The organism is Sphingomonas carotinifaciens (assembly GCF_009789535.1).
In the GTDB taxonomy this organism is placed as follows: Bacteria; Pseudomonadota; Alphaproteobacteria; order Sphingomonadales; family Sphingomonadaceae; genus Sphingomonas; species Sphingomonas carotinifaciens.
This window is the reverse complement of sequence record NZ_WSUT01000001.1, coordinates 43,736-57,207: the sequence shown is the minus strand read 5'-3', so window position 1 is coordinate 57,207 and position 13,472 is coordinate 43,736. Positions and strand designations below refer to the sequence as shown.

Sequence of the window (13,472 nt, the reverse complement as noted above, 5' to 3'; positions counted from 1 at the left end):
GCTCTCAGGGCCCGGGCGTCACCAGGCCGAAGCCGCCGGGTGGTGCCTCGAACAGCGTGGCGAAGCGGGCCAGCTGGCTCGGCGCCTGCTTGCCGGTCACGGCTTGAACGAACGTGGCGCGCGACATGCGAACGGCATGGTCGCTGCGCACCGCGGCGACATCGATCGGACGGTGAACCAGAACGCCGTTGCGCACCTCCACCCGCTCGGCCTCCGCCCCGTCCTCCAGCACCAGGTCGAAATCCTGCGGCGCCGCCAGCGCCCGCTCCGGCACCAGCCGCACCGCCAGCAGGTCCAGGATCGATCCGAGCGGCAGCGTCGGCAGCGTGCCCCCGATCGAATCGAACCCCGCCTTCTTCGCCCCTCCGTCGCGCAGCTCCTTCGCCCCCGAAAGAAAGATGCTGCGCCACATCGAACTTTCCGCCTGATATCCCTGTTGCTCCAGGCTGTCCGCCAGCACCAGTTGCGCGGCGCGGTTCGCCGGTTCGGCAAAGACCAGCCGGGACAACAGCTCGCTTGCCCAACGATACTCGCCGGCCGCGATCGCCGCCTTTCCCTGTTCCAGCACCGCCGCCCCGCCGCCGATGGCCGCGACATAGCGCTTGCTCGCCTCTTCGGGGGGAAGGGGGTTCAGGTTGGCGGGATTGCCGTCATACCAGCCGAGATAGCGCTGATAGACCGCTTTGGTGTCGTGATTGAGGCTCCCGTAGTAACCGCGGTTGAACCAGCGTGCGGCCAGGGGCGGCGGCAGGCGCAGCCGCTCGGCGATCTCCGTGCCGTTCAGGCCCAGATTCATCATCCGAACGCTCTGGTCGTGCAGATATTTATACGCGTCCCGGTGGGCGGACAGATAATCGACGATCCGGTCGTGGCCCCATCGCGGCCAGAAATGCGAGGCGAGCACCACATCGGTCCGGTCGCCATAGCGGGCCAGCGACTCGGTCAGCCCGTCGGCCCAGGCCTTGGCGTCGCGCACCTGCGCCCCGCGCAGCGTCAGGATGTTGTGGAGCGAGCCGTTGGCGTTTTCCGCCATGTTCAACGCGCGCAGCTCGGGAAAGAAGATGTTCATCTCCGCCGGCGCCTCGGTGCCCGGCGTCATCTGGAATTCGATGGTGACACCATCCACCGTCAGCCGCTGTCCGGTCCGTTCGATGTCGACGGTCGGCTTGATCAGCGAGACGGTGCCGGTTGCGGTGCCGATCCGGCTGAACGACGGGCCGATCCCGTCGCTCACCACGCCTTGCGGGCCGAGTGGCAGCAAATGGCCGAAGGCATAGCCCGCGCGCCGGCTCATCGCCGGCCCGGCAATGACGTTTTCGGATATCACCTCCCTCAGAAAGCCTTGCGGCGCGATGATCGGGACGTGGCGTTGCTCCGCCTCCTTCTCGGTGATGACGCCGCCTGCACCGCCATAATGATCGACGTGGCTGTGCGTGTAGATCACGCCGGTCACCGGCCGATCGCCCAGATGCGCGCGGGCCAAGGCCAGCGCTGCCTTGGCGCTTTGCGTCGTGGTCAGCGTGTCGACGATGATGAAACCGGTCTTGCCCAGCACCAGCGTCATGTTCGCCAGTTCGATGCCGCGCACCTGATAGATGCGGTCGGTGACCTTGAAGAGGCCCGAGCGCGCATGAAGCTGCGCGTTGCGCCACAGACTGGGATTGACGGTGGGCGGCGCGTCCCCCGCATAGAGCGGCTGGACCGCCAGATCGCGGATCGTGCGGCCATCGTCGGTCAGGATCTTGTCACCCGGCACGCCGGCAATGAAGCCACGCGCGGCGAGTTCGAAATCCTCGCGATCCGACCAGCGCAATCCGGCCGTCGCGTCGCGCAGCGCGTCGGTGGTGGCGGGCGTGGCCGCCTGCGGCGTCTGCCCGGCGGCGGTCGCGGTGGTGAGGGCCGTCATCGAAACGAGGGCGGCGCGCAGGAGAAATGTCGTCATCATATCGGGAACCCGTATGTCGTTGGCGACCAACAGCGCGTTTTCCGCCACCGGCGTGCCGGTCGCAGGGGCGCGGGGGCACGGCCGCGTCTCATGCCTCGAACCGCACGATCTGGCGTACCGCGCGTCCGGCGTGCAGATCGTCGAAGCCGCGATTGATGTCGGCAAGCGTCAGATAGCCGCTGACCAGCCGGTCGACCGGCAGCCGCCCGGCGCGGTAAAGGGCAACATAGCGCGGGATGTCGCGCGCCGGCACGCAGGTGCCGATGTAACTGCCCTTCAGCGTGCGCTCCTCGCCGACTAGTGCCACGACATTGACCGGCAAGGCGGCATCGGGTGGAGGGAGCCCGGCGGTGACGGTGGTGCCGCCGCGCCGGGTCATCGCCACCGCGCTTTCCAGGGCGCGCACCGAACCCGCCATTTCCAGCACCACGTCGCAACCGCCGTTGGTCAGCGTGCGGACATGCTCCACCGCCTCCGCACCCGCCTTCACCACCGCCGTGGCCCCCAATTCGCGGGCGAGCGAAAGCTTGTCGTCCGACAGGTCGACGGCGATCACCTGTGCTGCGCCGGCCGCCACCGCGCCCAGCACGGCCGCCAGCCCGACGCCGCCCAGGCCGATGACCGCGACGGTCTGTCCCGCCTTTACCGCGGCGGTGTTCACCACCGCGCCCACACCGGTCAGCACCGCGCAACCGAACAGCGCCGCCTCGTGCAGCGGCAGGTCGGCATCGATCCTGACCAGCGACCGCCGCGAAACGACTGCATGGCTGGCAAAGGCCGAACAGCCGAGATGATGATGCACGGCCCCGTCCGCATCGTGCAGCCGCGTGCCGCCCGACAGCAGCGTGCCCGCCCCGTTCGCCACCGCGCCGGGGCCGCACAGCGCCGGCCGCCCCTCGGCACAGGGCAGGCAGTGGCCGCAACTCGGCATGAACACCATCACGACATGGTCGCCGACCGCCAGGTCGTCCACGCCCTCGCCCAGCGCCTCGACCACCCCCGCCGCCTCATGCCCCAACGCCATCGGCACCGGCCGGGGCCGGTCGCCGTTGATGACCGACAGGTCGGAATGGCACAGGCCCGCCGCCGCGATCCGCACCAGCACCTCGCTTTTGCCCGGCGGGTCCAGCTCCAGCGTCTCGATGGCGAGCGGACGGCTGTCAGCATAGGGGAGCGGCGCGCCACGCTGGCGCAGGACGGCGGCCTCGATCTTCATGCCGGATGGTATCCCTTTTCGTGACGCCGCACGGTGGAACGACGAGCGGCAAGCGGCAACCCGTTACGGGTCAAGGGCCTGCCTTAATCGCGCACCGGATATTGCGTCCGGGATCGGACACGCGTTCCCTCGGCCGGATACACCCGGCTAGGGCAGGGTGGCAGGAGGAGAGACTATGGCACGGGAGACATTGCGGCCGCGTACCGCCTATCGCTGGTGGCAACCGATCGTCACGAGGTGGAGCGACAACGATGCCTATGGGCACGTCAACAATGCGATCTATTATCACTGGTTCGACACCGCCGTGAACAACTGGCTGATCGCGGCCGGTTTGCTGGACGTGGCGCACGGCGATCCGATCGGCCTGGTGGTGGAGACGCAGTGCCGTTACGCCCGCTCCGTCGCCTACCCCGAGCCGGTGGAGATCGGCGTGATGCTCGACCGGCTGGGCACGTCCAGTGTCACCTACCGGCTGGGTGCGTTCGTGTCGGATGTCGCCGAGGCGGCGGCCGAGGCGCTGTTCACCCATGTCTATGTCGATCGCGCGACGCGGCGTCCGGTGCCGCTCCCCGGTGCGTGGCGGGAGCGGCTGGAAACGTTGCGCTAGCCGGACGGGCGGTTACCGCCCCTCGAACACCGGCTCGCGCTTTTCGACGAACGCCGCGACCGCCTCGGCGGCGTCCCGTGACTGCGCCAGCTTCGCGGTATTGCCCTGTTCGTAGATATAGCCGTCGCGCAGCGTCATGTTCTCGATCGTGCGCATGCTGTCTTTCGCGAGGCGGACCGCCAGCGGGCTCTTCCTGGCGATCGTGCGCGCCATGTCGAGGCAATAGGGCATCAGTTCCTCGGCGGGCAGGCACGCCTCGATGATGCCGCGGCGGTAAAGTTCGCTGGCGGGGGCGCGGTAGCCGGTGAGCATCATCCGCCGCGCCAGCGAATGCGGGATGAACCGCATCGTGTGCTTGCCGCCGCCCATCAAGCCGACATCGATCTCGGGCAGGCCAAAGCTCGCGTTCTCCGACGCGACGATGATGTCGCACATCGACACCAGCCCCATGCCCGCACCCAATGCCGGGCCGTTTACCGCCGCGATCGTCGGCTTGGCATTGTCCTGGATCGAATAGCCGATCTCGCGCACCTTGCGGTTGCGTGCCCAGCGGGCGCCGGGCGCGGACAGGTCGACGCGGTTCTTCAGTTCCGCGCCCGCCGAAAAGCATTTGCCGCGCCCGGTCAGCACCACGCACCGCACGTCGTCGCGATCGTTGAAGGTGTCGAAGGTGGCGGTCAGCTCCTCGATGAACTCCATCGACTGCGCGTTCACCGGCGGGTTGTTCATGGTCACCACCGCAACGCCGTCGGCGACCTCCAGATCGATCACGCTCATTGTCTCTCTCCTGTTATCGGATATCGGATGCCGGCCCGGCGTCGCCATAGGCGGTCCAGCCGCCATCGACGTGCCACACGCTCCCGGTGACATAGGCCGAAGCGGGGGAGGCGAGCCAGGCGACGGTGGCGGCGATCTCCTCCGGGGTGCCGAGCCGGCCAAGGGGGATGCGGCGGCGGACGGCGCTCAGGTCGCGCTTGCCGGCGCGCTCCAGCGCGGCGACGCCGGGGGTGGCGATATAGCCGGGTGCGACCGCATTGACGCGAATGCCGTGCGCGGCCCATTCGCACGCCAGGCTGCGGGTCAGCATCGTGACCCCGGCCTTGGCCGCGCAATAGGCGTTGCGCGTCGGCAGTCCGCCGCTCGCCGCGATCGACGACAGGTTGACGATCGTGCCGCCGCCCGCTGCCACCATGTGCGGCGCGACGGCGCGGGCGGTGAGCAGCGCGGCGGTCGCGTTGACGTCGAACACGCGGCGGAAGTCGGCGCGTTCCTGGGTCACGGTCGGGGCGAACGCATCCGCGACGCCGGCATTGTTGACAAGGATTGCCGGCGGGCCGTGACGGGCGGCGATCTCGGTCACCGCTTGCCCGACCGCGGCATGATCGGCGATGTCGAGTGTGATCCCGCCGGGCGTCGGTTCGCGGTCGAGGATCACGACTTTTCGCCCGTCGGCTGCCAATCGCTTCGCGATCGCGGCACCGATACCGGACGCACCGCCGGTGACGATCGCCGGGCCGGCATCCGGGGCGATCGGGGCCGGTGCGGCGGACGCTGCGCCCGCCCCGCCAAACGCATCCACGCCGCCGTCCACCACCAGCGAGGCGCCGGTCATGTAGCGTGCGCCCGCGACATGCAGGATCGCCGAGGCGATGTCCGCCGGGTCGGCAAGGCGTCCGAGCGGAACGGCGGCGGCGGCCCGCGCGCGATCGAACCTCCCTTGCGCTTCCAGCGCCAGCAGGATTTCGGTCGCGGTATAGCCGGGCAGCACCGCGTTGACCGTAATGCCCCCCGATGCCCATTCGCACGCGGTGGCGCGCACCAGCCCGAGGATCGCGGCCTTGGTCATGCTATAGGCGGCGCGGTTCGGCAGCGCGCGTAGCGCCGCGCCGGACGCCAGATGCACGATCGCGCCGCCACCGGCTTGCGCAGCCATGACCCGTGCCACCTCGCGCGAGACGAGGAAGCCGCCCTCCACGTTCACCGCGATCAGCCGGTCGAGCACGTCCAGCGGCAGGTCGAGCACGGAATGGGCGGCGGGGTCGACCACGCCGGCGTTGCTGATCAGGACATCGATACGGCCATGATCGCGCGCGACCGCGGCGACGGCCCGCCGAACGCCTTCCTCGTCGCTTACATCGACCGGCAACGCGACCGCCGCGCCGCCCATCCGCGCCGCCGCGCCCCGCGCCGCTTCCCCGTCCCGATCGACAAGGATCACCCGATCCCCCACCCCGGCAAAGGCAACGGCGCTCGCCAACCCGATCCCGGCTGCCGCGCCAGTCACCATCACGATGCGCCCGCCCTGCGTCACGGTTCTGTCCTGTTCCTCATCGCATCATGATGGCCCCGCCTGCGCGCGCGCCCAATCGGACGTCTTCGCGAACCGGCTATATCATCATGGCGATATGATCGGTTGCCCCCTCGTGGTCGCGTGTCAGCGTGGCGCCGTGCTGTTAGCCCGCAATTGCATAAGGTAGAGGAGCGAGCGATGGCGGGCGAACTCGAGGGCAAGGTGGCGCTGGTCACCGGCGCGTCGCGCGGGCTGGGGCGGGCCATCGCCGAGCTGTTCTCCGCCGAGGGTGCGGCGGTCGCGGTGCTGGACCTCAAACAGCACTGGGCGCAGGCGGTGGCGGGGGGGATCGTCGCGGCGGGCGGACGGGCGATCGGACTGGGGGCCGATGTATCGGATCGGGGGGCGGTGCAGGCTGCGGTGGCGGAGACGGTCGCGGCGTTCGGCGCGCTGGACGTGATGGTCAACAACGCGATGTGGAATCGCTACGAGCCGATCGCCGACATAGCGCCGGACACGTTGGCGCGCATGGCAGGGGTCGGGTTCGACGGTGTGGTGTGGGGGATCCAGGCCGCGGCGGACGCGATGGCCGGGGGGGGCGGTGCGATCGTCAATATCGGGTCGATGGCGGGCCGGCTCGGCAGCCCCAATTCGCTGCTCTATGCAGGGATCAAGGCCGGGGTGGACGGGCTGACCCGTGCCGCCTCGGTCGAACTCGGGCCGCGCGGCATCCGCGTCAACACGGTCGCCCCGACCACCGTCGCGACCGAGGGGGTGAAGGCGATCCTGTCGCCGGAGACGCTGTCGCGTCGCGTCACGCAGCATCCGCTCGGCCGCATCGCGGAAACCGGCGACATCGCGCAGGCGGCGCTATGGCTCGCGTCCGACCGCGCCGGCTTCGTCACCGGCCAGTCGCTGGCGGTCGACGGCGGGATCGGTCACGCGTTCATGCCGTAGGAAGGCGTAGAGCGGATCGTGCGGAAAGGGCGCGCCGATCGGCTGGCGCACGCCGAACCGTTCCGCCTCCCCGCCATGGGGCACCGGCATCTCCTCGACCCAGTCATACACCACCAGCCGGTCGGCAATGCGCCACGCGCCGCCGCGCTGTTCGAAGCGATCGAGATAGCGGCCGGCGAGATCCCATTGTCGCATCCGCCCCGCAGGGTCGGGCTGGCGCTGACGGGCGTCGAAGCAGCTTTCCACCCGCGCCGTATCGGCATCGTCGAACGCGATCAGCACATTGGTGATGCGGTGGATCGAACGTTCGGCCTGCCGTAGCGCGGTCATCGCCCAGACGACGAACCCCTCCGCATCGCCCTGATAGGGGCCGTGCCGGTCGGTGGCGTCGGGCCAGTAGGCGGAGCGGAGCGCCGCCTCGTCGGCGCGGTCGACGCCGCGGCAATAACGGTACAGGCAGCCGCGGATCGCCTCCCGCGCGGCGAGTTCGGTCAGGTCCATCTCAGGCAGCGGCCGCGAAGCGGTTGCGGTGATGATGACGCGGTCCATGCGCCTGATCGAGCATCAACTGGCGCTTGAAGTGGTGGCTGACGATCAGTTCGTCGCTGAAGCCGACGCCGCCGTGCAGCTGGATCGCCTCCTGCCCGACATGCAGCCCGCAATCGCCGACGCGCGTCTTGCCGGCAGCGACCGCGCGGATGCGCTCGGCCGGCGCGGCGTCGAGATGGAGCGTGGCATAGGCGGCCATCGCCCGCGCTTCCTCGCACGCGATCGTCATGTCGACCATGCGGTGCTGAAGCACCTGGAAAGTGCCGATCGCGACCCCGAACTGTTGCCGGGTGCGCAGATGGTCGAGCGTCGCGGCGGTCGCGGCCTCCATCGATCCGACCGCCTCGGCCAGATGCGCGGCGATGGCGCGGTCCACGGCCGCCTCGATCACCGGCAGTGCGTGGTCCACCGGGCCGACCGCCGTCGCGCCGGTCACGCCGTCCAGGCGCAGCCGGGCGTGGCGGTGATGATCCACCGCGCGGAACCGTTCCACCGTCAGGCCCGCGGCATCGCGCGGCAGCAGGAACAGGCCGATGCCGTCGCGCTCGCCGGGCGTGCCCGCGGTGCGGGCGGAGACGACGAACCAGTCGGCATCCGCACCATCCTCGACATGCAGCTTCTCGCCGGTGAGCCGCCACCCGTCCGGCCCCTGTTCGGCGCGCAAGGCTACCTCCGCGATGTCATAGCCCATATGCGGCTCGATCAGCCCGGCGGCCGCTTTCGCCTCGCCCGCCGCGATCGCCGCCAGCACCGCGCCTGCGGCGTCGCCGCCACCCGCGAGCAGCGCCGGCACGAGCACGCAGGAGGTGACCCAGGGATCGACGATCAGGTGACGACCAAAGCCCTCGGCCACCGCCATCACCTCGATCGCACCGCCGCCCAGACCGCCATCCGCTTCCGCGATCGGCAGCATCAGCCAGCCGAGTTCGGCCATCTCGCGCCAGCGCTGCGCGGCGTCTCCGCTCTCCAGCAAGCGCACGCGCTTCGCCGGGTTCCAGCGCTCCGCGCCGAACCGGTCGACGCTGTCGCGCAGCATCTGCTGCTCGTCGGAATAGGTGAAGTCCATGGACGCGACCCTTTCAAAGCCCAAGCGCGCGGCGCGCAACGATATTGTGCTGGATCTCGCTCGACCCCCCATAGATCGAGGTGACGCGCGAATAGAGCATCCCCTGCATAACGGCGGGCATGTCGGGCGGCAGGGTGGCGTCATCCTCCGCGCAGAAATGCGCCATCTCCGGTCCCAGCGCCTCCAGCCACAGCAGCATCCCGCGCTGGTAGAGACTGGACCAGCGCAGCTTCACCATCGATCCGCGCGGCCCGGAATCCACGCCCCCCGCGGCATCGGTGATAAGGCGAAGGACCATCGTCTGGAGCGCGATCACCTCGATTTCGAACTGCGCCAGCTGTGCCGCGAAATCGGGCGTGTCGATCAGCGCGCGCGTGCCGACGCGCCGCGCCCGCGCCGCCTCGCGCACCGCCCACACGGTCTGCTTGAGGAAGATCGCGGTGGACGCGGTCACCATCCGCTCGCGGTCGAGCAGCACCTTGCCGTAACCCCAGCCCTTGCCCTCCTCGCCGACGAGATTGGCTGTTGGGATGCGTGCGTCATCGAGAAACAGTTCGTTGGTATGATATTTCTCGTCCATCGTCGGGATCTTCGCGACGCGGAAGCCGGGCGTATCCATCGGCGCGAGGATCAGCGATATGCCCTGCTGCCGCTTTTCTTCGAGCGAGGTACGTGCCAGCAGGAAGACGTGGCTGGCGACGTGCGCGTAGCTGGTCCACATCTTCTGGCCGTTCACCACATAATCGTCGCCGTCGCGCACCGCGCGGGTGCGCAGCGCGGCCAGGTCGCTGCCCGCGCCCGGCTCCGAATAGCCCTGGCACCACCAGTCGTCGCACGTCAGGATGCCGGGCAGGTAGCGTTCCTTCTGCGCGGCATTGCCGTAGGTGAAGATGATCGGGCCGATCAATTCCAGCCCCTGGTGGAATTGCGGCGGTGCCCCGGCCTCGCTCGCCTCGCTCCAGAAGATATATTGCTGCGTCGGCGTCCAGCCGGTGCCGCCATATTCCTTTGGCCATGTCGGGGCGGCCCAACCGCGCGCGTGCAGCCGCCGTTGATATTCGATCAGTTCGGCCGGATCGAGCCGCAGTCCGGCCTGCACGCGCAGCCGCCAGTTCTCAGGAATGCCATCACGGAAAAACTCGCGGACCTCGTCGCGGAAGGCGAGATCGGCGGCATCGAAGCTGAGGTTCATGTCACTCTCCTGACCGACCGCATCGCCGCGGCGCGGTGTGCCCGTCAAAGCTGCCCGCGACGGGGCCGGGCTATTCACGCATGTGATGACCAACACGCCTCCGCCACGCCTCGCACGCCCAGCCCCTCGATCGCGATCAGGCGGCCGGCGTCGGGATGGTCGCTGCGCAGGCGGTGGCCGGAATCGGCAATGGTGGTGACGAACAGCGTCGCTAGGTCCGGGCCTCCGAACGCCGGGCAGGCGGGGTAGGGAATGGGCAGCTCGACCCGCCGCAGCAGCCGGCCATCGGGCGAGACGCAGACGATGCACTGGGCCAAGACCAGCGCCACCCAGATATTGCCGTCGCGGTCCACCGTCGCGCCATCGGGACCGGATCCCCAGGGCCGGCAATCGATCGTGCCGCGCCGCACGCCCGGCATGCCATCCAGACCATAGTCGTGAATGCGGATCGTGCCCTCCAGACTGTCGGCGAAATACAGCATGTCGCCGGCGGGCGAGAAGCAGATCGCATTGACCAGCCGGAGCCCCCCCTCCAGTCGCGTGATGCCGTTGGCGTCGAGGCGCCATAGGGCGGCGGTGGGGGTGGGGCCGGGGGAGCGTTCGAGCTGGCCGGCGAGGAAGCGTCCGACACGGTCCATCTTGCCGTCGTTGAAGCGCAGGGTCGGCCCGCCGCCGACATAAGCGAGCGGGCGCGCGCGGCCGTTCATGTCGATGCGGTGGAAGCCATCCTCCATCGCGGCGACCAGCCCGTTGCCGGCAAGGCCGATGCTGCCGATCGTGCCCTCGAACGACCAGTCGGCGCGGGTCATGCCGCGTTCGTCGCACGCCGCGACGCGCCCGCCGATCGAATCCACGAACCACAGGTGACCGTGGGCGCCGTCCCATACCGGGCTTTCACCGAGCCGTGCGCGCTGCTCGCCGACGAAGCGGATATGCTCGCTCATCCAGGTTCCTCCCGCTTGTCCGCAGAGGATAGGTGCGGACGGAGCGGGGAACGGCGCCTCACGCGCGGGTCGCGCGCCAAATCACAGGAGCGATTCTCGCCCCCATGGCAGCAACCGTGGTTCAGCCACAGGCGGCGTGGGTGCACGATCGCGCCAACAAACGAACGAAGGAGCGGATGCGCCATGTTGAAGGGCGGGATGCAGCAATGGCCGCTGACCACGGGCGCGCTGATCGACCACGCCGCGCGCCAGCATGGCGCGACCGAGGTCGTGTCGCGGGCCGCCGACGGCGGGGTGGTCCGCAGCCACTGGGCGGGCATCGCGGCCAATGCGCGCGCGGCCGCCGCGGGGCTGGCGATGCTGGGGGCGGAGCGCGGGGATCGCGTGGCGACGCTGGCGTGGAACCGGGCGGCACATCTCGAACTCTATTATGCGATCAGCGCGGGGGGGATGGTGCTGCACACCGTCAATCCGCGACTGCACGCCGACCAGGTCCGCTACGTCACCGCGCACGGCGGCGCACGCATCCTGTGTGTCGATCCGGACCTCTTGCCGATCGTCACACCGATCCTTCCGCTGCTGCCGGAGGTCCACACGGTGGTGGTGCTGGGCGACATACCCGCAGACCAGCCCGGCGGTGTGCGTTATCTCTCCTATGCCGATCTGCTCGGACTGGCACCGCCGCTGGCCGAATGGCCGGTGCTCGACGAGAACGACGCGGCCAGCCTGTGCTACACCTCTGGCACGACCGGCGACCCCAAGGGGTGCCTGTACAGCCATCGCTCGATCCTGCTCCACGCCTTCGGCATCTGCGCAGCGGATTCGATGGCGCTGTCGGCCTGCGACACCGTGCTGCTGCTGCCGCCGATGTTCCACGTCAATTCCTGGGGCGTGCCGTTCGGCGCGGCGATGTGCGGCGCGAAGCTGGTGCTGCCGGGCAACCAGCTCGACGGTGCGTCGCTGCTCGCGCTGCTCAGGGACGAGCGGGTGACCTTCTCGCTCGGCGTGCCGACGGTGTGGTTCATGCTGCTCGACCATATCGCAGCGAACGCCGATCCCGAGGCGCGCGCCGCGCTCCGCCTAGACCGCGTGTTCACCGGGGGTGCCTCCACCCCGCGCGCGCTGGTTCAGCGCTTCCGCGACCTGCTGGGCGTGGAGACGATGCAGGCATGGGGAATGACCGAGACCAGCCCGGTCGCCGCGGTCTGCCGTCCGCTCGGATGCCAGCGGGACCTGCCGCCCGAGGAGGCGCTGGACCTGCGGGCCAAGGCGGGGCGCGGCGTGTTTGGTGTCGAGCTGCGCGTCGAGGACGAGGACGGGCGCGGCCTGCCGGTCGGCGATGCCGCGACGGGCGCGCTCAAGGTGCGCGGCCATTGGGTGATCGACCGCTATTTCGGCGCCGCGGCCGATGCGGTGGACGCGGATGGCTGGTTCGACACCGGCGACGTCGGGCGTATCGACGCACGCGGCTTCCTTCAGATCACCGACCGATCAAAGGACGTCATCAAGTCGGGCGGCGAATGGATCTCGTCGATCGAGCTGGAGAATGCCGCGGCCGCCCACCCGGCGGTGGCGGAGGCGGCGGTGGTCGGCGTGGCGCATCCCAGCTGGCAGGAGCGTCCGTTGCTGCTGGTGCGGCTGCACCCGGACGTCGCATTCGATGCCGGCGACATGCGCGCGCACCTCTTGCAACATGTCGCGCGCTGGTGGTTGCCCGACGATATCGTCGTGGTGGACGACCTGCCGCATACCGCATCGGGCAAGGTGGTGAAGGCGGCCTTGCGCGAACGCTACCGCGATCACCTGTCGTCGTCGGCCCCGTCCTCCGCGTCCGGCGGAGTCGAGGTGAAGCTGGGCACGGGGCGGTAGCGCGCGATCACCTCGCGCATGATCGACACGATGTCGCTCTTGTTGCGTGAGATACGCTCCGCCAGCCCGCCGACCCCGACCGCCATCGGAGTGCCGTTGACATCCTCGGTCAACGGGAAGCAGATGGCCGAGACGTCCGGGGTCGGCATGTTGGGCAGATAGGCATAGCCGGTCTGCCGGATCCAGGCGATCTCGCGCATGAAGTCGGTGGTGTTGATCCGCGGCGAGCACAGTTCATAATGGTTGGTGTACCGGCAGATCTTGTCGATCGTGCGATCCGGCATCCGGCTGAGCATCGCGCGTCCGCCGGCCGAATTCACCATCAGCCGCATGGTGCCCGCCACCGGCACGTTCTTGTGCGCATGGTCGGGCTCGTGGAGGTAGAGATACTGGATGTAGAGATCGTTCTGCGTCTGTAGCCCGACCGTTTCGTCGGTGCGGCGCTGCAGTTCGAGCAGCATGTCGCGGTAATTGTTGTGCGAGCGGACATAGCCCGCGATCCAGTTGCCAAGCTGGCTGACCTTGTCGGTGGGCAGATAGGTGCGGCTTTTGCGATTATAGTTGAGATAGCCACCAATCACCATGCTTTTCAACAGGTTAGTGGTGCTGGACTGCGGGTAGCCAAGCGCGATGTAGATTTCGTTGAGGTGCATCGGTTCGCGCCGCTCGGCGAACAGTTCCAGCACCTCCAGCGTGCGCGCCGCCGATTTCACCACTCGCCGCTGCACTGCGCCCCGCTCCTCTTTCCCACTGTTATGACAGCATCATACCGCCGCACGGTGGCGAATGCCAAATCACGGATATGAAAGGTGCGGGCCGGGTCGGCACGATCGCGCC

General features: G+C 69.0%; 12 protein-coding genes. 3 read left to right on the top strand and 9 right to left on the bottom strand.

The window, feature by feature from the left end; genetic code table 11:
- Positions 1-4: 4 nt before the first annotated feature.
- Positions 5-1,945, bottom strand: a complete 1,941-nt coding sequence (locus GQR91_RS00245) for an alkyl/aryl-sulfatase (protein ID WP_149682484.1) — start codon at positions 1,943-1,945, stop codon at positions 5-7.
- An 88-nt stretch (positions 1,946-2,033) separates the two neighbouring features.
- Positions 2,034-3,161, bottom strand: a complete 1,128-nt coding sequence (locus tag GQR91_RS00240; RefSeq protein WP_149682485.1) for a zinc-dependent alcohol dehydrogenase family protein — start codon at positions 3,159-3,161, stop codon at positions 2,034-2,036.
- 175 nt (positions 3,162-3,336) lie between these two features.
- On the opposite strand from GQR91_RS00240, the gene GQR91_RS00235 reads away from it, so the two are divergent.
- Positions 3,337-3,768 carry an acyl-CoA thioesterase gene (locus GQR91_RS00235; protein WP_149682486.1) on the top strand — a complete coding sequence of 144 codons (432 nt, stop codon included), beginning with the start codon at positions 3,337-3,339 and terminating at the stop codon, positions 3,766-3,768.
- A gap of 12 nt (positions 3,769-3,780) precedes the next feature.
- Here GQR91_RS00235 and GQR91_RS00230 read toward each other — a convergent pair whose 3' ends face one another.
- Complete coding sequence (locus tag GQR91_RS00230) at positions 3,781-4,545, bottom strand: enoyl-CoA hydratase/isomerase family protein (protein WP_149682487.1); 765 nt, start codon at positions 4,543-4,545, stop codon at positions 3,781-3,783.
- A gap of 13 nt (positions 4,546-4,558) precedes the next feature.
- Positions 4,559-6,079, bottom strand: a complete 1,521-nt coding sequence (locus tag GQR91_RS00225) for an SDR family oxidoreductase (RefSeq protein WP_235904037.1) — start codon at positions 6,077-6,079, stop codon at positions 4,559-4,561.
- Between the two features lie 177 nt (positions 6,080-6,256).
- Between GQR91_RS00225 and GQR91_RS00220 the strand changes: the two genes are divergently transcribed.
- Positions 6,257-7,015, top strand: a complete 759-nt coding sequence (locus GQR91_RS00220; protein WP_149682488.1) for an SDR family NAD(P)-dependent oxidoreductase — start codon at positions 6,257-6,259, stop codon at positions 7,013-7,015.
- Here the strand turns inward: GQR91_RS00220 and GQR91_RS00215 are convergent.
- From GQR91_RS00215 to GQR91_RS00200, 4 genes are all read right to left on the bottom strand, one after another.
- Positions 6,929-7,564 carry a nuclear transport factor 2 family protein gene (locus tag GQR91_RS00215; RefSeq protein WP_149682489.1) on the bottom strand — a complete coding sequence of 212 codons (636 nt, stop codon included), beginning with the start codon at positions 7,562-7,564 and terminating at the stop codon, positions 6,929-6,931. The genes GQR91_RS00220 and GQR91_RS00215 overlap by 87 nt on opposite strands.
- Entirely contained in the window at positions 7,518-8,630 is a 1,113-nt protein-coding gene (locus tag GQR91_RS00210) for an acyl-CoA dehydrogenase family protein (RefSeq protein WP_149682490.1), read from the bottom strand. The genes GQR91_RS00215 and GQR91_RS00210 overlap by 47 nt, the downstream gene beginning before the upstream one ends.
- Positions 8,631-8,643: 13 nt before the next feature.
- Complete coding sequence (locus GQR91_RS00205) at positions 8,644-9,822, bottom strand: acyl-CoA dehydrogenase family protein (protein ID WP_149682491.1); 1,179 nt, start codon at positions 9,820-9,822, stop codon at positions 8,644-8,646.
- Between the two features lie 74 nt (positions 9,823-9,896).
- Positions 9,897-10,766 (bottom strand): SMP-30/gluconolactonase/LRE family protein, encoded by an 870-nt coding sequence (locus GQR91_RS00200; protein WP_149682492.1) that lies wholly within the window; start codon positions 10,764-10,766, stop codon positions 9,897-9,899.
- Positions 10,767-10,949: 183 nt separating this feature from the next.
- Here GQR91_RS00200 and GQR91_RS00195 point away from each other — a divergent pair, with 183 nt between their 5' ends.
- A complete protein-coding gene (locus GQR91_RS00195; protein WP_211368523.1) occupies positions 10,950-12,635 on the top strand; it encodes a long-chain-fatty-acid--CoA ligase in 1,686 nt (561 codons plus the stop codon).
- On the opposite strand, the gene GQR91_RS19850 is transcribed toward GQR91_RS00195, so the two are convergent.
- On the bottom strand, positions 12,566-13,363 hold the full coding sequence (locus GQR91_RS19850; RefSeq protein ID WP_149682493.1) for an IclR family transcriptional regulator: 798 nt from the start codon (positions 13,361-13,363) through the stop codon (positions 12,566-12,568). The two genes, GQR91_RS00195 and GQR91_RS19850, sit on opposite strands and share 70 nt — an antisense overlap.
- Positions 13,364-13,472 lie beyond the last annotated feature (109 nt).

Bases quoted from the DNA above. Each gene is read 5' to 3' on its own strand.
- GQR91_RS00245 (WP_149682484.1), bottom strand. From the start codon at position 1,945: ATGATGACGACATTTCTCCTGCGCGCCGCCCTCGTTTCGATGACGGCC.
- GQR91_RS00240 (WP_149682485.1), bottom strand. From the start codon at position 3,161: ATGAAGATCGAGGCCGCCGTCCTGCGCCAGCGTGGCGCGCCGCTCCCC.
- GQR91_RS00235 (WP_149682486.1), top strand. From the start codon at position 3,337: ATGGCACGGGAGACATTGCGGCCGCGTACCGCCTATCGCTGGTGGCAA.
- GQR91_RS00230 (WP_149682487.1), bottom strand. From the start codon at position 4,545: ATGAGCGTGATCGATCTGGAGGTCGCCGACGGCGTTGCGGTGGTGACC.
- GQR91_RS00220 (WP_149682488.1), top strand. From the start codon at position 6,257: ATGGCGGGCGAACTCGAGGGCAAGGTGGCGCTGGTCACCGGCGCGTCG.
- GQR91_RS00215 (WP_149682489.1), bottom strand. From the start codon at position 7,564: ATGGACCGCGTCATCATCACCGCAACCGCTTCGCGGCCGCTGCCTGAG.
- GQR91_RS00210 (WP_149682490.1), bottom strand. From the start codon at position 8,630: ATGGACTTCACCTATTCCGACGAGCAGCAGATGCTGCGCGACAGCGTC.
- GQR91_RS00205 (WP_149682491.1), bottom strand. From the start codon at position 9,822: ATGAACCTCAGCTTCGATGCCGCCGATCTCGCCTTCCGCGACGAGGTC.
- GQR91_RS00200 (WP_149682492.1), bottom strand. From the start codon at position 10,766: ATGAGCGAGCATATCCGCTTCGTCGGCGAGCAGCGCGCACGGCTCGGT.
- GQR91_RS00195 (WP_211368523.1), top strand. From the start codon at position 10,950: ATGTTGAAGGGCGGGATGCAGCAATGGCCGCTGACCACGGGCGCGCTG.